Annotated in this window: 18 protein-coding genes; 10 read left to right on the top strand and 8 right to left on the bottom strand. The window is 33.9% G+C overall.

Annotated elements, in window-relative coordinates; all coding sequences use genetic code 11:
- Positions 1-84 precede the first annotated feature (84 nt).
- On the bottom strand, positions 85-630 hold the full coding sequence (locus tag EJ01_RS15605) for a TATA-box-binding protein (protein WP_048082634.1): 546 nt from the start codon (positions 628-630) through the stop codon (positions 85-87).
- 475 nt (positions 631-1,105) lie between these two features.
- On the opposite strand from EJ01_RS15605, the gene EJ01_RS15600 reads away from it, so the two are divergent.
- Positions 1,106-1,876 carry a hypothetical protein gene (locus EJ01_RS15600; protein WP_048082633.1) on the top strand — a complete coding sequence of 257 codons (771 nt, stop codon included), beginning with the start codon at positions 1,106-1,108 and terminating at the stop codon, positions 1,874-1,876.
- Positions 1,877-2,242: 366 nt separating this feature from the next.
- Here EJ01_RS15600 and EJ01_RS15595 read toward each other — a convergent pair whose 3' ends face one another.
- The 3 genes from EJ01_RS15595 to EJ01_RS15585 form a co-directional block, all read right to left on the bottom strand.
- On the bottom strand, positions 2,243-2,650 hold the full coding sequence (locus tag EJ01_RS15595; RefSeq protein ID WP_048082632.1) for a hypothetical protein: 408 nt from the start codon (positions 2,648-2,650) through the stop codon (positions 2,243-2,245).
- Positions 2,651-3,144: 494 nt separating this feature from the next.
- Positions 3,145-3,915: a CPBP family glutamic-type intramembrane protease gene (locus EJ01_RS15590; protein ID WP_048082631.1), complete on the bottom strand. Its 771-nt coding sequence runs from the start codon at positions 3,913-3,915 to the stop codon at positions 3,145-3,147.
- Between the two features lie 55 nt (positions 3,916-3,970).
- Positions 3,971-5,236: an alpha/beta hydrolase gene (locus tag EJ01_RS15585; RefSeq protein WP_048082630.1), complete on the bottom strand. Its 1,266-nt coding sequence runs from the start codon at positions 5,234-5,236 to the stop codon at positions 3,971-3,973.
- 130 nt (positions 5,237-5,366) lie between these two features.
- Here EJ01_RS15585 and EJ01_RS15580 point away from each other — a divergent pair, with 130 nt between their 5' ends.
- From EJ01_RS15580 to EJ01_RS15570, 3 genes are all read left to right on the top strand, one after another.
- Complete coding sequence (locus EJ01_RS15580; protein WP_048082629.1) at positions 5,367-5,798, top strand: MarR family winged helix-turn-helix transcriptional regulator; 432 nt, start codon at positions 5,367-5,369, stop codon at positions 5,796-5,798.
- A 447-nt stretch (positions 5,799-6,245) separates the two neighbouring features.
- The gene (locus EJ01_RS15575) at positions 6,246-8,981 is read left to right on the top strand and encodes a cation-translocating P-type ATPase (RefSeq protein ID WP_048082628.1); all 2,736 of its coding nucleotides are present in this window, start codon (positions 6,246-6,248) and stop codon (positions 8,979-8,981) included.
- A gap of 66 nt (positions 8,982-9,047) precedes the next feature.
- On the top strand, positions 9,048-9,395 hold the full coding sequence (locus EJ01_RS15570; RefSeq protein WP_048082627.1) for a hypothetical protein: 348 nt from the start codon (positions 9,048-9,050) through the stop codon (positions 9,393-9,395).
- An 82-nt stretch (positions 9,396-9,477) separates the two neighbouring features.
- On the opposite strand, the gene EJ01_RS15565 is transcribed toward EJ01_RS15570, so the two are convergent.
- Positions 9,478-10,671, bottom strand: a complete 1,194-nt coding sequence (locus EJ01_RS15565; RefSeq protein WP_048082626.1) for a GMC family oxidoreductase N-terminal domain-containing protein — start codon at positions 10,669-10,671, stop codon at positions 9,478-9,480.
- A gap of 50 nt (positions 10,672-10,721) precedes the next feature.
- Positions 10,722-11,285: a hypothetical protein gene (locus tag EJ01_RS15560; RefSeq protein WP_048082625.1), complete on the bottom strand. Its 564-nt coding sequence runs from the start codon at positions 11,283-11,285 to the stop codon at positions 10,722-10,724.
- Positions 11,286-12,235: 950 nt separating this feature from the next.
- On the opposite strand from EJ01_RS15560, the gene EJ01_RS15555 reads away from it, so the two are divergent.
- The 4 genes from EJ01_RS15555 to EJ01_RS15540 all read left to right on the top strand — a co-directional run bounded on the left by EJ01_RS15555 (position 12,236) and on the right by EJ01_RS15540 (position 16,718).
- Entirely contained in the window at positions 12,236-12,973 is a 738-nt protein-coding gene (locus EJ01_RS15555) for a metal-dependent transcriptional regulator (RefSeq protein ID WP_048082624.1), read from the top strand.
- 2 nt (positions 12,974-12,975) lie between these two features.
- Positions 12,976-15,000, top strand: coding sequence for a ferrous iron transport protein B (feoB, locus tag EJ01_RS15550; protein WP_331275704.1), 2,025 nt, complete (start codon positions 12,976-12,978; stop codon positions 14,998-15,000).
- Between the two features lie 150 nt (positions 15,001-15,150).
- Positions 15,151-15,936 carry a hypothetical protein gene (locus EJ01_RS15545; RefSeq protein WP_048082623.1) on the top strand — a complete coding sequence of 262 codons (786 nt, stop codon included), beginning with the start codon at positions 15,151-15,153 and terminating at the stop codon, positions 15,934-15,936.
- 23 nt (positions 15,937-15,959) lie between these two features.
- On the top strand, positions 15,960-16,718 hold the full coding sequence (locus EJ01_RS15540) for a hypothetical protein (protein WP_048082622.1): 759 nt from the start codon (positions 15,960-15,962) through the stop codon (positions 16,716-16,718).
- A gap of 247 nt (positions 16,719-16,965) precedes the next feature.
- Here EJ01_RS15540 and EJ01_RS16825 read toward each other — a convergent pair whose 3' ends face one another.
- A complete protein-coding gene (locus tag EJ01_RS16825) occupies positions 16,966-19,242 on the bottom strand; it encodes a PAS domain-containing protein (RefSeq protein ID WP_052376282.1) in 2,277 nt (758 codons plus the stop codon).
- 296 nt (positions 19,243-19,538) lie between these two features.
- Between EJ01_RS16825 and EJ01_RS15530 the strand changes: the two genes are divergently transcribed.
- Positions 19,539-19,937 carry a secondary thiamine-phosphate synthase enzyme YjbQ gene (locus EJ01_RS15530; RefSeq protein ID WP_048082621.1) on the top strand — a complete coding sequence of 133 codons (399 nt, stop codon included), beginning with the start codon at positions 19,539-19,541 and terminating at the stop codon, positions 19,935-19,937.
- A gap of 39 nt (positions 19,938-19,976) precedes the next feature.
- Entirely contained in the window at positions 19,977-20,177 is a 201-nt protein-coding gene (locus EJ01_RS15525; protein WP_048082620.1) for a hypothetical protein, read from the top strand.
- Positions 20,178-20,400: 223 nt separating this feature from the next.
- Here the strand turns inward: EJ01_RS15525 and EJ01_RS15520 are convergent, their stop codons facing one another.
- Positions 20,401-20,883 (bottom strand): hypothetical protein, encoded by a 483-nt coding sequence (locus tag EJ01_RS15520; RefSeq protein WP_048082619.1) that lies wholly within the window; start codon positions 20,881-20,883, stop codon positions 20,401-20,403.
- Between the last annotated feature and the right edge of the window lie 243 nt (positions 20,884-21,126).

Raw genomic sequence — 21,126 nt, 5'->3', positions numbered from 1 at the left:
TGTAAAAAAAATCGTATGGGTTTTTCAGGCTGCAAAAAATCAAAGTTAGAGAAAAAGGGGGTATCCTTTTTATCAAATTTGGATTTAAATTAAATCCAGTTCACCCAACCTTTCCTTTGTTTTTTCAACACCAAGCTGAGCATTATCAATATTTTTTGCGCCTGTGCACACTACTTTTCCTGAGCCGAATAATAATAATACAACTTTAGGGTCTTCAAGTCTGTAAACTAAACCTGGAAATTGTTCTGGTTCATATTCGGTATTTTCTAAATCTAATGCTACTGCTTCAAGGTTTAATGTTTTTTCTAGATTTGCAGAGGCAACGATATTCTGTATTGTAATTTCAAATTCTTGGGGTATATCTGCATCTAGCGCCCTCATTTTATCTACAATAATATTTAGAGATTTAATTGAATCTTCTGTAGTTTTTGCACCAGTACCTACTAGTTTTCCTGATCCAAATATAAGAGCCGCTGTTTTGGGTTCTTTAAGCTTGTAAACAAGCCCTGGGAACTTTTCTGAGTTATATTCCACACCTTCTAATGTCAAAGCTACTTTGGGCAGTTCAATTGACTTTCCAAGAGTTGCAGAAGCTACAATATTTTCAACTTTAATTGGTACATCTGTCAAACACATTCCTCCAGGTTTTAATTCCAGATCATTAATTTGTTTTTTACATTCCATATAGGTTACATTAAAAAGTGTCTTTTAGGAATTGTTAAAAATTATCAAGATAAAAAAATAATGCTAATTTGAAATAAATATCATCCAAAAAAATACAGCTTTAAAATTAATACCCTTATTTTTAAATTAATGTGACATAGTAAATTCAAGGGTTTAATTAAAATATGATTGATAAAAACGGTTTTAGACTTAATAGACTAATCTCACCTGAAAATATATGCACCTCCTGGAAGCAGTTCAAGAAGCTGAACTTAGATTTTTGACTGCGAATTTGAAAGGTGAAACTTTCCATGTTTCAGGAAGGCCGGTCTAAGATTTCAAGTAAAATGTGGAAATGAGATAACATAACTGAAATATATAAAATACAAAAAATTAAGTTTTTATATTACTTTAACAAAATCTAATTTGAAAGGGGAGTAATATGAATAATAATAAAGCATTATTGATATTTATTGGAATTGGAATAATATTATATTCGTTAGTAAGTTATTTAGGGCATAAATCTCCTTTTAACATATTTAATTGTTCGTTAGGTGTTATGGTTATTTTATTTGTTTTATATAATGAAGATAAAAAAATTAATTATTTGACAATTTTGTTTTGTGTTAATATATTTCAATGGTTTATTTCTGTTTATATATTATTTAATAATCCTGTTTATAAAACAATAGATTACTACTATTATTCAGTAGGTGCATTGTTCTTTACTTTGGTTTTAGTTAATTTAATTCGTATAAATCACCTAAAGATAAAAACTAGCATGTTAAAATATAATAAAAAATTAATGATCCAACTTATTGGCGTGATTATCATAATTAGTTGTTTAACAAGTTTTATAGCTTGTTATTATCCCATACTTTTGTATGGAATTACTTTAGGGCTAGTAGCTTTTATATATGGATTTTATTACGAAGATCAGAAAGTTAATGTTTCGACTAAATATGTTAGGGACATGGTTTCTGTTTTAGTATTACAAATAATTGTTCTCTGTTACTTGGGGCGTCAAATTTCAATAGAGGACTTGTCTTATGCTCTTGTTTTTTCAATAAATATTGCAGTGTTGCTTTCAATTCAAATTTATACAAGTGATTTAAAGATATCTAATGCTAAAAAGGAAAATATCATTGGAATAGGTGCCATAGCCGTATTTATTGTGTTTTTTGGTGCTTTAGCTCTAAAAGGACACCTATAATTTTAGCATGATGTTTAATCCTTTAATGGATTTAATAATGAGAATCTAAGAAGATACCAAACAATATGGCCTCAAATAAATTCTATTAATGCCTTCTTCTTTATGAATCCAATCAAATGGGTTCATTAACGATTTCACTAACGGGGCGAATGCATTAAGTATAACTGCGAACTTTAAACCATGAATGGGCGTCATAAGCGTATATTACAAAGACAACTTCTCTTCGAGGAACTTGATTATCTTAATATATCACCTATTTAATTAAATACTCAGCCCCCTCCAGGAAAAGACTGTGTTTAAGGACTGCAATTACTGCTTCACCCATTATTTAATTAAAAAAAAATTTAATAGAAAGAATAATTAAGATTATTTGAGCTTTTTATAGAATTTAGAGAATTTATGGGTTATTTTGGTTTTAAAAGTACCCATCACCGACAGTAATTTGGGCATATTGTACATTATTATTTCACCCGGCTTTTTGGGAGGGATGCCACTCGTACTGATGGTCTTCAGGTTTTCAAGGCCTTGTTTTTGTTTTTTATAGTGGTAGTCTCCAGGTTCATTAGATCCTTTATCCGATAGTTTCGTCTTATTGACCAGAGTTTCAGCAGCAAAATTATTAGTCCCAAAGATGGGATGATCCATTGAAGTTTCAGTTGTAACAGTGGGAATATCGCCCCCTGGACTGAAATTTACAGCTGACACTGCCCCAGTAAACGCGGCCATTGAAAAAATTAAAGCTATAACAAAAGCAATTAATTTATTTTCATACATGGTTTCATATCCTGTCAAATTAGTATAGATTACATTTTATTTTAAGTATATATAATACTTGTTGAGAATAATTTACTATTTACCCCTATTTTTGAAAAAAAAATAAAAAACAGCCACTTATAGTCCTATTTTTGTATTATTAAAAAGTAGGATGTATATTATATTTGATAAAGAAATTGAATGGCGAAATATAATCTCAGATATTCATAATTTACCTTGTAACTTAAATTCGTCCTTCAAATCATTGCTTGCAGGTGTTTCAGTACTAGAAAAAAGTATTTCTCTCTAATTTGTCCAGTAAATGTGATGTGCATGGGCATTAAATAGCAGCACTCAACATCCATGGAAATTTAGTATATAGGTAATTAATACTAATTTTTGAGTTATATCTTCATTTAATGAATTCCTACCAGAGAGTATAATTATGGGAAATGTAGACATGTGGAATACTCTTTGTTTAGAATGTAAAATTAAAAAAAGAGAGATGTAATGATTTACATCAACACTAAGAAAGGCACGATTACGTGCAGCACGATATCTGCCGAAAAGTGAGATATCATGGCTGATTCAAGCCCTTTCTTCCAGTAAAGCCATCCAAATATAATTCCGCCGGCAGCGTTTAATATGATGGTACGTACAACCACTAGAGGTGTAAGTGATGTTATAGTCATGACGGCAGGCAAGTGGCCTATGCCGAAGAAAACTGCGGCTAAAATAATGGCCAGCCATACTCCAGTCTTTGTTGGTTTTCCTTCACTTGTTTTTTTGATTTTAAAGAATATCCATACAAGAAGGGTCATTAAGAACAGTCTTAACAGGATTTCTTCATTTATTCCGCCGTAGAAAGATGCCAGGAATCCCTGCCATACTGGAGGGTTAACTGAAGCCTGAGCTACATTAATTGTCGCGCCTGCAAAGGAAAACAAATAGTCAAGTCCTGTTATAAGAATACCTGCCAGTATTCCAAGCCCAATAGATATTCCAAGTATTGATTTCAGGTAGCTTTTCACTTCCTTACCTTCAAGCCAACCTTCTAGAATTGGAAGGCCAAGGCCAACCTTCTTGGCTAAGAAAAGACCAATAAGAATAACAACAGCAAACATAATTGTAGTCTGTATGATCTGACCGGTTAAGAACACATATAACGGTACCTGTAAGTTCTGGAGTACATTCCACTCTAATGTCAACGTGTAGGGAAACACAGCTATTGTCCCAAATATACTTGCAATCAGTAAAATTATAAACAATTTCCAGTTGGTTTTCATATTTTCACCATAAATTTGTAGAATTGCCTAGAAAATCATAGTTTTCGAGGGCAGCTTACTTTATCCATTCTACAATGTAATCTATTACCTCTTTTTCTACATGGCCTTCAACCATGTACTCCTGCGGACTTGATTTGCCCTCACCTGCTATAAACAAATGGTTTAATTCGGAGAAAACTTTCAAAGTGGCATTTTCCCTGTGATTGAGTGCATCTTTCCACCCTTTAAAATCTTTAGATTCCAGAACCTGGTAATCGCGCCCGCCTTGAAGAACTAAAATGTCTGTATCTAAAGTTTTAACTGTATTTGCTGGGTCATAATTGTGCAGATCCTTCCAGTAAGCAACTGGCATTGCTAAAGGTAAGTCCTGCCTTGAAATGTTTTCTATAAATTCAGGGTCCTTTAATTTATCCACTTTATTTTTTAAATCATCAAGTTCTGCCTGTTGTTGAGGAGTTATATTGCCCCCTAAATTATACAGGTAGGTGAACTGGTCTAAGATTGCTTCTTCTATTAAACGGGTCATGCCGGCCATGATTATTATCCCTGCCAATTCATTATCCTGTTGACTTATGCGTGGAGCTAGTGTGGCCCCCAGGCTGTGCCCGAGTAAAAATACACGTTTAGTGTCTATGCCTTCTGTTTTACGCATTAGATCAGCGGCAAGCAGTGCATCGTCTGTTACTTCTTCTTTAGCAGTCATTTTATCCACCATGTCTGGTGTTAACTGTTTGGCGTGTATGAAAGTTCTTTTATCATATCGAAGTACTGCAATACCTTTTGAGGCTAAACCCCATGCAATATCTTTAAATATCTTGTTGGGACCTATTGTTTCATCCCTATCATTTGGACCGGAACCGTGTACCAGTACTAAGCCTGGGAAAGGTTCGGAACCAGTAGGTACTGTTAGAGTTCCGGGCAGTGCCCACTTCCCTTCACCAATAGTCACTTCAACTTCACTAAACGCAGATTTATCAACATAGTCTGGTGCATGATACTCCATACTTGTTGGAATGAAGTTCAACCCGCTGATCTGTCCTTCTTTGTTAAAAGTAATCTGTACTTCAATTATAGATCTTTGAAAACTGCAGGGGATAGTAACAATTTTGTAACTTTCCACTTCTGCGGTCTTTGGTGCATTTAGCTGTATTAAAGCTCCGGCTTCTATTATTGTATTAATCCATGTTTCCTGTAATTTGGCTTCATTTAATGCAATTTTCATCTGGTCATCGAATTTACCCGCGGCAGATGTAAAATCACCTGCAAAAAGTAGGCCGATAAAATTTTGCGCTGTTTCTTTTAAATCTTCAAATGAATTCATAATTTGATCCCTCCAATATTACGCATATCAAACTATCTGTAACACATAATATTTGATAACTATAATATATACTTATCGGAATATATAGCTATCGGAATATTTATATCAAGAAAACGATAGAAAATCAACCATGAATGATGAGGATATAAAGATAGTTACAGCTCTTTTTGGTATAATAAACAATAAATTGAGCAAAGCAAGCCAGGAAACCCTTTTAAAAATTTATAAAAATTTAACTATAGCCGAGGCAAGTGCAATTTATGCCGTGGGGCCTGATGAGCCTAAAACTATGAAACAAATTGCTGAAACCCTGGGTGTTGCAGTGAGTACTCCAACAAGAACCATAGATAGGCTGTTAGAGAAAGGGTTCGTAAACAGGAAGGTAGGAGAAAAAGACCGTAGAAAACTTTTAATTGAATTAACTCCCAAAGGTAAAAAATTACTGGTGGATATAGATAAAGAAAATTTAGAAATCACTAAAAAAATGTTAAATGGTCTTAGTGATGAAGAAATAGAAACATTTAAAGAAATATTATTTAAAATAAGTGAAAATATTGAATAAATTTTATTATTCAACAAGAAAATTCCTTTGGTTTACTTATATTATAATTAAAAATTGGCCACAGAAATTAAGAATTTGTCTTTATCTATTTTAATGAATGCCATTTTTTAAATGCACTTTCTTTATTTTAAATTTATATCATAGAAACTTACTTTGCTATATAAATTGAGTATCATTTAATCTAAAAGCCATATTTAATAACCTATTTTAGAAAATAAAATTAATTTTTTTTGTTTTATCTGGTTATAAATTCTTATATTCTTTTTTTTATAAAAAAAGATTTAATAGTAAGATTAACGGGCATTTAGTAATTTTATTTCTTTTAATATCTCCATAAATTTTATTAACATATTTTTATATATTATTACATAGTGCAAATGGAGAAATTTAGTAAGTAATTAATTCCAGTTGATAAATTTTTAGTATATTTGAGGGGAGCCAAAGAATATGTCTACTTCACCATCGCAGCCTTCAGGCATTGAAGAGGCAGGGCATACATTAAGTAAAGAAGAAGCTGCAAGAAAGATGGGAGTTTTCCCTGAGGAAGGGCTTAGTTCTACTGAAGCAACCAACCGTTTAAAGAGTTATGGATCCAACATACTTGAAGAAGAAAAGGAAAAACCCGCATGGAGAAAGTGGTTAGAACAGTATAAGGCCTACATGCAGATTGTCCTCGTTATTGCAGCCATAGTGGGCCTTTTAATTGGTGAGATCAGAACTTTTATACTTCTTATTCTTTTAACAGTCTTCATTGCTAATTTGGGATATCGTCAGGAGGCTAAAGCTTCAAAAAGCGTTGCTGAACTTAATAAAATGATGAAAGTCGTTTCTAAAGTGCGCAGGGATGGTTCCGTTACCCAGATTGGTGCTGATAAAATTGTACCTGGAGATATTGTGATTGTAGATGCTGGTGATCGTGTCCCTGCTGACGGCAGGATACTGGTCGCTGCAAATCTACAGGTGGAAGAAGCAGCCCTTACTGGGGAGAGTATGGCTGTTGATAAAAAAACAGATATGATCACCAAAAAGGATATTCCAATTGGTGATAGGGTTAACATGGCTTTCATGAACACTAACGTGACCCGGGGACATGGAGAAATTTTAGTTACCCAGACAGGCATGAATTCAGAAGTAGGACATATAGCAACCATGCTTAAAGAGCATAAGGTGGGAAAAACTCCACTTATGCAGCAGATTGATAGAGTTACTCTTTTTATTATAGGGATGGCAGTACTTGCATTTATATGTATTTTAATAATTGGGCTTTCTCAGGGAGGATCATTTACAAACCTGTTTAATATAGGGATATCCCTGGCAATCGGCTCTATTCCCGATGCACTACCCGCTGTTGTAACAACCATATTGGCCATGGGGATGGTGGCAATGGCAAAGAAGAATGCGATCATCAAGAATTTGCCTGCAGTAGAAACACTTGGGTCTACTTCAGCAATCAATTCAGACAAGACAGGGACACTCACCATGAACCAGATGACCGTGAGGAATATTTCAACGGCACAGCACCGTTACACTGTCTCTGGGGAAGGGTACAGCTTCGATGGAAAGATAAAAAGAACTGAAGGTGAAGTTGAAGAAAATCTTGATTATGTCCTTTTTCCATGTGCCCTTTGTATTGACACAGATATAAAGGACGGAGAAGTAGTGGGAGATCCCACTGAGGCTGCTCTTTATGTACTTGCTGAAAAAGGAGGCTTGAACGTCAGGGAGTTCCGGAAGAATAATCCCAGAATTGCAAGCATTCCATTTGATTCTGAATACAAATTCATGGCAACATTCCATAAAATGAAAACACGAGAAGGTGTGCCAGTTATCAGAGCATATATTAAAGGGGCTCCCGATGTTATCCTTGGAATGTCTGCATATGGATTAATGCCTGATGGATCAGCCAGTGATTTAAGTGTAGATGACCGGAAAAAAGTTGAGGAAGAAAACGAAAGAATAGCAAGCGAGGGATTACGGGTTCTTGCCCTTGCACAGAAAGATTTTGAACAATCCTCCTTTGATCCTGATGCAGATTTGATGCCGCTCATGAAGGGGCTTACCATGACTGCACTTATTGGCGAAGTTGATCCTCCACGTGCAGAAGCAAAAGATGCAATTCGAAAGGCAAAACAGGCTGGAGTTAGGGTTAGAATGATTACCGGGGACCATGCAGTTACAGCTGAGGCTATTGGCCGTGAACTGGGTATTCATGGAAGGACAATCACGGGTGCAGAATTTGCATCACTAACTGAGGGGGAAGCTCTAAATCAAATCGATGAGATTGGAGTTCTTGCCAGGGTTGCACCAGAACATAAGGTCAGACTGGTGAAAACTCTTAAAAAGAAAGGTAATATAGTGGCCATGACTGGTGATGGTGTAAATGACGCGCCGTCCATTAAAACAGCAGATATAGGTATTGCAATGGGAATTACAGGCACTGATGTTGCCAAAGGGGCCGCCAAGATGATCCTTGTTGATGACAACTTTAAAACCATCGTAACTGCCATAGAAGAAGGGCGGAAGATTTACGATAACCTGCAGAAGTTTCTCAGAATCCAGATTGCCAACATGTTCATGTTCATCCTGGCATTTTTAGGTTCTTCGATATTTGCCATTGCAGGTACAGCGCTTTTCACACCAGGCCAGGTATTATGGGTTCACATGCTCGTTGTTGCACCTATTGGAGTAATGTTTGGGCTTGATATGGCATCGCCAGGCATTATGACTCGTAAACCTCGAAAACATGATGAAGAGATCATCTCGAAAGGAATGTATGTCAGATTATTTATTGCAGGTGCATTCATGGCTGCAGCATCGCTCTATGTGTATCATATGGGAGAAATACATTATGGTTCCATGCAGATTGGCCAGACTATGGGACTTGTATCAATATCACTGATGAATATCTTTCTTGCTCTAAATCTTCGATTTCCTAAAGATACAGCATTTCAAAGCGCTACCTTTTCAAATACTCGGCTTCTTTATGCGTACCTCTGGATTTTATTGGGTACAATCCTTATTACAGAATCAAGGATTTTCCATGAGCTCTTTGGCACTGTTTCACTTGATGCGTACCAGTGGGGTATATGTTTCATTCCAGCAATATTACTTTTTATTATAGGGGAGTTATTCAAGGGATATCTTCGTTACAGTAATAGAAAACATCATTCAAAGCAAGAATAAATATTAATAAGCTTTTAAGCTTAATTGGAAGTTATTAAATCTTTACTAGATAAAGGAGGTATTATTTTGAATGAAGATCCTGTTGATGAAAAGAGACGGAAATGGATTAGAAGACTTACTATTCTTGTGGCAATATGGGGAATCTTGAGCCTCGAATTTTCATCCATTGTATTTGGAGTAATATTCATTCTCTTTGCAGTATTGATTTACCTATCTAAAAGCTTCACGGTTATATATGTGCTTGGAGTTATTTTATGGATTTTAGGGGCGATACAGTTATTGAATGCAGCAGGTTTTAATACAGGATTTACAGTAAGTGCGGCTTACGGGATTGAACTGGTTATAGTTGCAGTTGCTAACTTCGTAATAGGGGGATTGATTATTTATAGGACAAGGAAATTGAAACATGCTTAAATTTAGAAAATTATCATATTCCCATACTTTTAGGTCTTAGTTTATCCTTTCAGGAGAAATAGATTAATTTAAAAAAATAAAATTATTTATTAATTATATGTTTTGCAAGCCTTTTTGAAAGTGCAAGAATAGTAACAACAGGTGGTGCACCCGGAGCTTCAGGTAAAACACTCGCATCTGCAACATAAAGGCCTTCTATTTCAGTCTGCAAATTAGTGTCAACAATATCACCTATTGCAGCAGTTCCACCGGGGTGTGCTCCTCTTGCATAAGTTGATACAAGTGTTTCTGGAATTACACCTGCTTCAGTTAATATTGCGCCTGCTATAGCGGTTCCACGTGCTAAAAGAGCAATGTCTTCTGCAGTGTTGAATTTTATCACATTATCCTGTGTAACTTTACCCGAGGGTTCGTCTTTTATTTTAATCATAAGCCCCAGGATATCTTTTTTGCGAGCTTTATATTTTTTGAGTTTATTTACTAAAATTTCTGAAAAATGAGGGCCTAAGATAATATTGTCTAATTTTATAAGGGCATTCATTGTTACTTCCTTGTTGTACTTTATATTTTTAAGCATTCCTCCAACTGTAACAAATGTATCAACAAAGAGGTTGTTACCTGCATTTAGGCCTATTTTCTGTAGTAATCGAGGTGTTTGTATTGCACCTGCTGATAAGATCACAATATCCGCTTCAAATATCTCATCATTACTTTTTACACCCTTAACTTTTCCATCAGAAACAATAATATCAGTAACAGGGGTGTTTTCTACAACTTTCGCTCCATATCCTTTAGCTTCTTCTATAAATTTAATGCTGGTCCATTTAGCTTCCTTTGGACAGCCAAAAAAACATTTGCCGCAGGGTTTACATAAATCCGGGTATATGAACTTGGGCATTTTTTGAATTTCCAGGCCTAAAGACATGGCAGCGTCCATTATTTTCAGGGTTCCTTCTCCAAAATGTGAGTCTGGAAGAGTATTTATGCTCAGTTCTTCTTCTATTTCTTCAAATTCAGGGTTTAAATCAATTCCTAATTTTTTAAAAGAGTCTTCACAGGTTCTTACAGCATTTCCTGCTGTTACAAGGGTAGTACCTCCTAAACAGACAGTACTTGACACTTCGGTCCCCACGTTCAATATGTCATAATGTTCATATGCTTTTTTAGTGGCAGTAGATGGTCCTTTTTCAATTACAGTGACTGAAATACCTGCTTTAGCAAGTTCTTTTGCAATGATCCCCCCACCTGCACCTGATCCTACAACTATAGCTTTCATTTTAGTATCCCTCAAATGAGTTATAATGATGTATGTGTGTTCCCTAATAGTTATTTCTTTTTTAAACTTCTTCTGGGTTTATTATTAAAACTTTTTCGGTGTTTGTTTCTATTTAATGTCTTTCCTGATCCATTACTAAATCTTTTTGGGCGTTTGTTTCTATTTAAAATTAATTTTAAATACTTGTTAAAGCTTTTTTGAGGATTATCTCTTTTTTTGTATTTTTCGGTTTCGTTTTTCTTTGTAAATATTTTTTGTACTATCACCCCTCCGATTGCTCCAAGTCCGGTACAAGTTACAAGTAAAACAAAAAATCCGATTATCAAAGTAGATAATCCCCATAATTCTAATTTAATCATTTTGGAACTGGATAAAGTCGGAAGATCAGGGAGTACCGGTGAAACAAAAAAGCCGCATATAAAGACGATAAGGCCAATTGCGCCTCCAGCAATCGCACCTATTAGATAACCTCTTTGATTATTTACAGTGAGATAATTTGCAATAAAACCAATTATAACAATGGCAAATAAGCCTTTAATTCCAAGTAAGGGTAAAATAATAAGACCAACCATTATACTTATGAGTATTGCAGCTCCCCTACCAAATCCTGCCATATTTTTTACTTCCAGAAATTTAACCTAATAGATACCTTTATCCATGAGCTTATTTATATCTATTTCGGAATATATTGAATTTTAGAAAATTTCTTGTATAAAACAGGCTATAAATTAATTATGAGCATAATAGAATAGTAATAAATAATAATTTTAATTGTTTTATAAAATAGAATAGATACGCAAAAGTATATAAGTCATTAAGCATGTATTTAAATTGACCATATGTACTCTGGACACTTGCGCATAAAGTGTCCAGGATCCTAAGAAAAATTGTTATTTTTAAAAGATATGGATAAATTATCGTTTATATAAATAAAATCAGCGGTCGTTTATTTTTAAATAAATTATGTAAAGAATATAACCTTTCAATGTATTAATAGAAATTAATTTAATAAATTAACTGTATTTCGATATTTATATATGTGGGTTTTAAATGTAAAATAGTTAATATATATGTTAATACTCGATATGCAAATCTATATAAATCATTAAGGGATATTTTTATATGGACCATAAAAAGTCTCCCTGGACACTTGCCCCTAAAAGTGTCCAGGACCTTATCTTAAAAATAAAGTAAAATATTGTTAATTTGGTCGTTAACATTTTATTCCTGAATTCATTATGAGTTCAGGACTAATATTACTTATCAATTAATTCTAAAATAAGTCAAGTGTTAATTTTAAATTCTATTTAAAAACAGTCCTATTAATATTTAAGGCAAACATACTGGATTTAAATTTTTTATCGTTTATGTCTAAATGGAAGTACTTCCGGTTGTAATTATAATATGAGAATACGTGCAGTTAGATATTCCCCTGAAAATATTACATTAGGGACATGGGCATATTTTTTATGCTTATGCATTAATATTCTAATTTTTAGGCATACCCAAAACTTTATATAGTTTCTCCAGTAACTATATTTATTAATGTTTTAGGTGGACCTAAATGCCAAAGAATACAACAATTAGCGGAAATGTAGAGGAATATCTTGAACTATTATACAAACTTGGCCCAAACGGAGAAAGGGTTTCAACATCAATGATTTCAGAAAATCTAAAAATTGCACCAGCAAGCGCTACCCAAATGCTTAAAAAATTAGCAGATAAAGGCTACGTAGAATACTCTCCCTATAAAGGAGTAGTATTAACTGTGGAAGGCCTTAAAATTGCAAAAAAAATCACCAGAAAGCATAGACTACTTGAAAGATTTTTATGTGACATCTTAAAGATCAAAAGTGATAAGATTCATGACCAGGCATGTGAAATGGAACATGTACTCTCTGATGATGCAGAAAGGGCGCTTTGCCATCTTTTAGAACAGCCAAATAAATGTCCTGGTGACAGCGTTATTCCAGAATGTGATTTAAAATTTACAACCTGTGAAGAATGCAAAGAAAGGAAAGAAGTAGATGTAGAAGAAGTTGGAAAGAGGAATGAAAACCTAATCTCAATACTTGACCTTAACGAACACAAAAAAGGTAGAGTAAGTTTTATAAGGGGAGATCACAAGGTAATTCGAAGGCTTCTAGATATGGGAATTACCATTGGTGCAATTATAAGTGTAATCAAAGTTGCCCCACTTGGAGGCCCTGTTGAAGTTGCAGTTAGAGGATCAAAACTTGCCCTTGGTCGAGATATAGCTTCAAACGTTTTTATTGAAGCTTGTGATGAGATGGGGTGCTGATCTTGGCTGGATACGGCGAAAACGAACCTCAAAAATCATTGAATGGGAAAGGCCACGGGAAAAGGCACCAAAATAGACATAGGCACGGGAAAAATAATAAAAAGGCAGCTGATTTTACAATTGCACTTGCAGGAAACGCTAATGTTGGTAAAAGTGTTATTTTTAATGATCTTACAGGTTCCAACCAGATTATAGGGAACTGGCCTGGAAAAACAATTGAAAGGGCAGAGGGTAAACTTCATTTTGAAGGTTATGACATCGATGTAATTGATTTACCTGGAATATATTCTTTTTCTACATATTCACTGGAAGAAATTGTATCAAGGGAATATATTGCACTGGAAAAACCTGATGTTGTCATTAATGTTGTTGATGCTGCTGTTTTAGAGAGAAATCTATTTTTTACAATGCAGCTTGTGGAAATGGAAGTGCCATTGGTTATATGTGTTAATCAGATTGATATAGCAAAACAAAAAGGAATTAATATCGATACTGAAAAACTGCAGGCAGCATTAGGAGTACCAGTTGTTGCTACTGTAGCTGTAAGGGGAGAAGGACTACATGAACTAATGGAAACAGCCATAGAAACAGCAGAAAAAAAAGAAAATAAATTTACTATACAGGAATATGGTAGCGAAGTAGAAAATAGAATAAAAAAATTAACTGATTTAATTAGGTCTAAAAATCTTGATCTAGGGTATCCATCCCGTTGGATAGCTATAAAACTGATAGAAAACGATCCTGAAATCCAGAAGTTAGTGAAATCCAAATCTGAAGAGGTTGCTAATTTAGCATATAATCTAGCAGGGGAAATAGAAGATATCCATAGAGAACCTTCTTTTTCAGTTATTGCATCTGAAAGATATGCCCTTGCAAACAGGATTGCAGAAGGAGCTCAGATGCAGAGTGAAATAAAGATCACATTTTCAGAGAAACTGGACAGGATAGTTACACATAGGGTCTACGGTTATATCACTTCTGCTCTGGTAATAGGCGGACTGCTTTTATGGACATTTGTAGTTGGAAATTTCTTTTCAGGTTTGCTTTCAGACGCTTTCAGCTTCTTCCAGCCTGTAGATCCTCAAATAAGTGGAGGTTTAGTTAGTGTTCTGTGGAACGGTGCATTTGGAGGTATTGTAGCAGGAGTTACACTTGTTATACCGTTTGTAGTTCCATTTTATATAATGCTCAGTCTAATTGAAAATTCTGGAATATTGACCAGGGTTGCATTTATGATGGATACACTTATGCATAAAATAGGGCTGCATGGAAAGGCACTTATCCCTATGATCCTTGGTTATGGGTGTAATGTTCCAGCTATTGACCAGACCCGTATTTTAGAAACAAGACGTGAAAGACTGCTTGCATCGTTTGCAATTACATTTGCGCCATGTGCAGCAAGAACAATTATAGTTCTTGGTCTTGTAGCGGTTTTTGTCAATATATGGTGGGCGATTGCACTTTATGCCATTGACCTTGCAATTATATTTATAATGGGCAGAATTGCTTTAAAAGTGGTTCCTGGCGAGTCAACCGGATTGATAATGGAAATGCATTCATTTAAAGTACCATCCCTATCAACTGCACTCAAACAGACATGGACACGGACTAAATCACTGATTTATCTTGTACTTCCAATATATGTTATAGCCAGTGCACTTATACAGGCTCTGTATGTTCTCGGCGTTTTAGGACCTATAAATGCTGCTTTAACTCCTATTACAGTTATGTGGCTGGGCCTTCCGGCAATTTCGGGCATTCTGTTGATATTTGGTATTGTTAGAAAAGAATTTGTTCTTTTAATGCTGGTGACTTTGGTTGGCCCGAATCTGGCAGCCTTTTTAACACCGGTTCAATTCATAGTGTTGGCCCTTGTGTCCATGCTGTTTATTCCATGCCTTTCCACTATCACAATATTGATCCGTGAATTTGGAGTGAAAGCTGCCACGTATATATCTGCAGCTAACCTTATCACGGCCATAGTTATTGGCGGGGTCGCGTTTAGAGTACTTTCCCTGGTATTCTAAACTAATTTTTAATTTTAGTTAATTTAACCATAATTACAAAAGTAATACTAAGTTAATCGTTAAAATGCGGATTTGGGTGTAATTATGGAATAAATACTTTAAGTATAGTTAGTTAATGTTAAGTTATCGTTAATTTATGGTGAATAAAAAATGAAATGGTTATTGGCTGCATTATGTATCTTAGCTCTTATTGCAGGTTATTCATATATTACAGTTTCAGATGGTCCTATTGAACCTATGGGAAGGCTAGCCTTTGTTAAGTTAGCAAATCCAGATATGTATCCTGGCCATATTCATTCTGAACTCCTAGCTAAAGAAGCTGAGGCTACAGGATCTAAGTGTGCATTGGTCCTGCAATTGTATGGTGGTTCTAATTATCGTAGTTATCAGGAGGGCAATGTGTATATAATTGAGGTGGCTTTTATTGACACTCAGGGTATGGGTTCAATAAATATGAGCCAGGTTAACTTTTTGGATTCATTTAAAGTGGCGTTATTTGGTGTTCCTGACGGCAGGTATAAATATATGTCTGATGGGCATGTTTATGACACTTACGATGAGATGATGGCTCATGTCAACGAACTTGCCCAAGAACATGGACAACAGGGTCCGCTGCCAATGTTTTATAAAGGAACAGTAAGGCAGGGAAATCCAATAATAACTCCTGGAGAAGGTTTCCCATTATACTTTCAGATATTAACTAAAACATATGGAATTATCCCTGCTTATGTGTATACGTTATCTGGAATGTTTGCACCGTACTTTAATGATCCTTACAGGGATTTTGAGCTTAAGAATGCTTCACAGTTACAAGATGCTTATAATCAGGGATTATTAAACATAAATTATGAGACCAATACAAAGGGCAACAAAACTGCCCTCCAATATTACAAGCAGCTGTACGAAAACAACAGCCAAAGCTACGATAGTGCGTGATTTAAAATTATGGTGAATAAAAAATGAAATGGTTATTAATTACATTAGGTATTATAGCTCTTATTATAGGTTATTCTTATGTCACAGTTTCAAATGGTCCTATTGAACCTTTAGGAAGGCTTTCATTTGTTAAACTAGCCAATCCTGATATGTATCCAGGACATCCCGATTCCGAACTTTTGGTAAAATATGCAGAAGAAAGAGGATCTAAATGCGCTCTGGTGGTACATTTTACTGGAAGTTCCAACTACCGCAGCTACAACGATAGTGGCGTATATATTATAGAAGTAGGTTTTATTGACACTCAAGGTAACGGTTCGATTAATATAAGTCAGGTTAACTTTTTGGATTCTCTTAAAGTGGCGTTATTTGGTGTTCCTGACGGCAGGTATAAATATATGTCTGATGGGCATGTTTATGACACTTACGATGAGATGATGGCTCATGTCAACGAACTTGCCCAAGAACATGGGCAGGAGGGCCCACTTCCGCTGGTATGGCATGGAACTGTCAGGCAGGACAATCCTATTCTAGTTCAAGGATGTGGATTCCCATTGTATTTCCAGATATTAACCCAAACCTATGGAATAATTCCAGCATATGTGTATACGATTACAGGAATGCTTTTCCCTTACTTCAACAATCCGTACAGGGATTTTGAGTTAAAAAATTATGCAACTCTACAATCCTATTATGATCAGGGATTGTTAAATGAAAACTACAAAACAGTTAATGACAGCTATCAGTACAACATATACAAAAATAACCAGAACTATGATTAATTAACCATTTAGTTGATTAATCAGTTAATGGGTTGTGAAATTTATGATGGACTAGGATCGGATGGAATGGTAAAATATTGACCAGCATTCGATTCTGATTCAACTTATATTTCATTCCCATGTTTCTAAGTAGCTTTTTTTTACAGGGGCTACAATTACTTGAAGTACTATATTATTTTCTAAATAAAAAAGTGTAATATTTTAGATATCTGCAGGTTCAAGTCAATATTTAGTTTTAGAAATATGTTCATTCCAACAAATTAAGTATCATCTGTTTTAAGTGATCACTTTCATCTGCGATACAATTAATGGAATTTTCAATATTAACGTCTAATTTATCTTCATAATCATGTTTTAACTGTTTTGTAATGTCTGTAATGATTTCCAGGTGTTCTTGTAGATAATTGGCAGTTGTATAAATAAATTGTTCAGATTCTTCATTTAAATAACTTAATTTATTTAAGAGTTTTTTCAACTTTTCTTCAGCATCCTTACGTTCTGTAATATCACGGGAAATACCAAGAGCTACTGTTTCCCCTCTAAATTTAAAAATGTGAGTATTTATTTCTACAGGTATTCTTTTACCGTCTTTAGTTATGTGAACTATCTCAAATTTAGCATATCCATTGGTCCAAATTTCTATGGCGTGGCTTGCCATTTCTACTCGTTTATCTGGAGCTACAATGTTTACAGGGGATATATTCTGAAATTCTTCATTTGTATAACCCAATCGATTGCATCCCACTTCGTTTACTTCAATGAACTTTCCAGGCATCCCATTTTCATTCATTTTATGCAATGTGATCATGTCATTTGCATTATGAAATATTTCCCTGAACTTCTCTTCACTTTCTTTTAAAGCATTAACCAGTAGTTTATGTCTTGTTATATCCCGACAAACTGTAAGGTAAACTTTTTTTCCTTTATATTTAATTGTATGTCCATTAACTTCCACGGGTATTCTTCTGCCGTCTTTAGTAATATGAACTATCTCAAAATTGCTGTAACCATTTTTGGTTAATGCTACTGCATTAAACGGCATTTCTGCCCTTTTATCGGGAGCAACTATATCAACAGGACTCATATTTAATAATTCTTCTTTAGCATAACCTAATCTTTCAACACCGACTTCATTTATTTCAATATATTTCCCCGGCATTCCATTGGCATCGATTTCACTTAAAGAAATCATATCGTTTGCATTATTAAATATCAAACGGAATTTTTCCTCACTATCTTTTAAAGCCCTCATGATCTTTGCCTGCAGTATTGCAAAATCTTTAAGTGCTTTTTCTGTCTCTTTACGTTTACTTATATCACGAAAAACAACTTGAACTGCCTTTTTCCTGTTATAGGTGAATCCAGCTGCTAAAACTTCTACATCTATGACTTTTCCATCTACCGATAAAAATTTTTCTTCTATTGGTGGAACAGCTTTGTTTTCTACCATATTATTTATACGTTCTATTACTATCTCCTTATAATCTGGATGTACAAAATCAATCAAAGACATATTTGCAAGTTTTTCAGTGTTTTTTACACCTAAAAGATCCATTGCAGTATTATTTGCCCAGATAACTTTTCCTTCACTGTGAAACACAACTGCATCAAAACAATTCTCCAGTAATTTACGGTAGCGGTTTTCACTTTCTTTCAACGAATCCTCTGCTTTTTTACGTTCACTTATATCTCGAGAAATTGAAAGGCCGACATTTTTTCCATTGTAATTAATAATGTGGGCAGTGATTTCTACAGGTATCCTTTGAGAGTCTTTAGTTGTATGGACAGTTTCAAATGTTACGTGATGTTCTTTAGTTGGTTTTGCGAGGGCTCTTCGAGTTTCATATTCCCTATCTATATCATAAGGAGTCATATTCAAAAATTCTTCCTTACTATAGCCTAATCGTTTAATACCTGTATCATTTATTTCAATAAATTTCCCTGGTGTACCATCTTCATTCATCAGATTCAAACTGATCATATCATCTGCTCTATTAAATATTAAACGAAATTTTTCCTCATTTTCCTTTAATATTTTTTTTATATTTCCATCTTTAATTTCACTTTTTAGTTTATCATTGGGTTCTTTTTTATGATCTTCAATCTCCGAAGTATCACCTGTACAATTTAAGCCTCTTCCTATTTTTTCATGATCAGTAATGTCTACTCCCAGCAAGACGAAAAGGCCATCACGAGTTGAAAATCCTGAAATTTGATAATACCTATTTAATGGAGGCAAATAAGCTTTAAAGATTTTGCTTTTAGCAGTGACTATCAGATCTTCATACATTTTAAAATGAAGTTCTAAAACATCTGATCCATATAAATTACTAATATATTTATCAATATAATACTTACATGAATTACCAGAGCCAGCTATTGCGGCAGAATTAACATATTTCACGATAAAATCATGAATTTTACCTTTATCATCATACACTGGTTCGTAAACCGACACACCTTCAAGCAGATTGTCAAATATTTCAAAATTTTCCCCAAATGAGTAATTACCTGCCCTTATCATGTTTTCATCTTCTTTTAAGTATTCCTATAAAATAATTAGTTAATATGAAAAGTATTATTATATTATTATCAAAGTTAAATACTAATATATATATTGTGGTTTTTAGGGATACTTTGAATGGATATTTAGAATATTATTGCCTATTTTCAAATTATTTTAAAGAAAATGCAAATTCAGAAAAATTGTAAAAGTAAAATAATCACTAGAGATCATATAATTATTTAAGATGAAATTTTTGAAAAATGAATCTCATAAATTTAAGTTAAAATTTAGTTAAATTGGTCAGGTGGTCTTTTATGATTTTTACAAAAACTATCCATATAGAAACTGAAAAACCGGGAGATATTATTAATTTAACACATAAAATTGAAGGTGCAGTAGGCGAGTCTAAGATCAGTAATGGTATTGTACATGTCTTTGCTCCACATGCCACTGCAGTTTTTGCTTTAACAGAACTTGAGAGTAATTTAAGGGAAGATATTGAAAAATTACTTGATAATATAACTCCAAAAGAAGTATGGAAGCATGATGTAAACGCTTATTCACACCTCAGGTCAATGCTTCTTCCTCCAGATAGAACACTTCCAGTAAGGAATGGAAGAGTCATTAAAGGAACGTGGCAGGATTTATTTTTTATAGAAGCAGATACTTCAGGCAGGTTAAGAAAAATAGAGGTAACTGTTATTGGGGAATAATCAGATCCTTTTAAATTTTAATGTAATTGGGGGCGCTAAATGAGCAAATTAAAGTCAACTGTTGGATTTGTAGGTGAAAATGGAGTTGTACTCAAAGATCATTCTGTATTTGATAAGGGTGATGTTGTGGTATTGATATCTGCTGAAAATATCAACGAGCTTTTAGGGGAATTAATGAAAATTAAAGAGAATATTGATATGAGTAAGCGTTGGGTTGATGAGATAAAGGAAATTGAGTAAATTGGGAAGTATGAGATTTTGGATGAAGTAATGAAAAATAGAGAATATTGATATGGTAAACGTTGGATGGATGAGATAAAAGAAATTGAGTAGTTAATATTGATGAATTTTTAGTTAATTAATAAAAATGGAAAGTATTGATGAGTTTTTAAAGGAATTAGTGAATAGATGATATCGATGCCCGTAAACTTGAATTGGGAATAAAAGAAATTAAATAAAGCTTCTACTCATTAATTAATTTAAATCTCGCCAATATATTAATAATCAAGAAAAAAAGCTCAATTATGGTTGCAACTGCTATACCTACCATTATAAATATTAAAGCAATTGTTACACTCCAGTCAATCAAAAATGAACTGAAATTGAATGGAAATACGCTGTAAATAGAATATATGGCAGTGAATGCAAATATATTCAAAATCATCTTTATTATATGCCTAAACCATTCTGGATTGAAGATAAGAAACATTATGTTTCCGATGATGGTGGCCATAATTGCAAGGTTTATAACCCATAAAACTTCATTAAACGCATTAGTAATAAAATTAACTTGCCAGTTAAGTATATTATTAAAAATATACAATAAAATTACGTTAACAACTATTGCACCAATATATTCTGATTTTTTAGAATTTTTCTCTTTTTCCCGGCGTTTTGTAGATAAATTATCCATAAAACTTTTGATTTTATTTTCATCATTTTTCATGATTTCCACCCAGTTGTAACTTATACATCGCAAAATTGTTATATTTAATATAAACTATTATGAATTAAATTCAAAATCTTAGATAAAGATCATGTTTAATTGGTCAATACTACAACTTAATGTACAGCCTACTTTCTAGACTTTATTATGAATATGAACAACTATATCATTGCTAATATTCATTAATTTTTGATGTATTATTTTAAGTATAACGTAATTGTATTGCCTACTTTCTAGACTTTA

This window comes from Methanobacterium veterum (genome assembly GCF_000745485.1).
Taxonomy (GTDB): Archaea; Methanobacteriota; Methanobacteria; order Methanobacteriales; family Methanobacteriaceae; genus Methanobacterium_D; species Methanobacterium_D veterum.
The sequence above is the reverse complement of the archived record's forward strand: the minus strand, read 5'-3'. Positions and strand labels throughout refer to the sequence as shown.

Excerpts from the sequence above, each read along its gene's own strand:
- EJ01_RS15600 (WP_048082633.1), top strand. The coding sequence starts at position 1,106 with ATGAATAATAATAAAGCATTATTGATATTTATTGGAATTGGAATAATA.
- EJ01_RS15595 (WP_048082632.1), bottom strand. The coding sequence starts at position 2,650 with ATGTATGAAAATAAATTAATTGCTTTTGTTATAGCTTTAATTTTTTCA.
- EJ01_RS15590 (WP_048082631.1), bottom strand. The coding sequence starts at position 3,915 with ATGAAAACCAACTGGAAATTGTTTATAATTTTACTGATTGCAAGTATA.
- EJ01_RS15585 (WP_048082630.1), bottom strand. The coding sequence starts at position 5,236 with ATGAATTCATTTGAAGATTTAAAAGAAACAGCGCAAAATTTTATCGGC.
- EJ01_RS15580 (WP_048082629.1), top strand. The coding sequence starts at position 5,367 with ATGAATGATGAGGATATAAAGATAGTTACAGCTCTTTTTGGTATAATA.
- EJ01_RS15575 (WP_048082628.1), top strand. The coding sequence starts at position 6,246 with ATGTCTACTTCACCATCGCAGCCTTCAGGCATTGAAGAGGCAGGGCAT.
- EJ01_RS15565 (WP_048082626.1), bottom strand. The coding sequence starts at position 10,671 with ATGAAAGCTATAGTTGTAGGATCAGGTGCAGGTGGGGGGATCATTGCA.
- EJ01_RS15560 (WP_048082625.1), bottom strand. The coding sequence starts at position 11,285 with ATGGCAGGATTTGGTAGGGGAGCTGCAATACTCATAAGTATAATGGTT.
- EJ01_RS15555 (WP_048082624.1), top strand. The coding sequence starts at position 12,236 with ATGCCAAAGAATACAACAATTAGCGGAAATGTAGAGGAATATCTTGAA.
- EJ01_RS15545 (WP_048082623.1), top strand. The coding sequence starts at position 15,151 with ATGAAATGGTTATTGGCTGCATTATGTATCTTAGCTCTTATTGCAGGT.
- EJ01_RS15540 (WP_048082622.1), top strand. The coding sequence starts at position 15,960 with ATGAAATGGTTATTAATTACATTAGGTATTATAGCTCTTATTATAGGT.
- EJ01_RS16825 (WP_052376282.1), bottom strand. The coding sequence starts at position 19,242 with ATGATAAGGGCAGGTAATTACTCATTTGGGGAAAATTTTGAAATATTT.
- EJ01_RS15530 (WP_048082621.1), top strand. The coding sequence starts at position 19,539 with ATGATTTTTACAAAAACTATCCATATAGAAACTGAAAAACCGGGAGAT.
- EJ01_RS15525 (WP_048082620.1), top strand. The coding sequence starts at position 19,977 with ATGAGCAAATTAAAGTCAACTGTTGGATTTGTAGGTGAAAATGGAGTT.
- EJ01_RS15520 (WP_048082619.1), bottom strand. The coding sequence starts at position 20,883 with ATGAAAAATGATGAAAATAAAATCAAAAGTTTTATGGATAATTTATCT.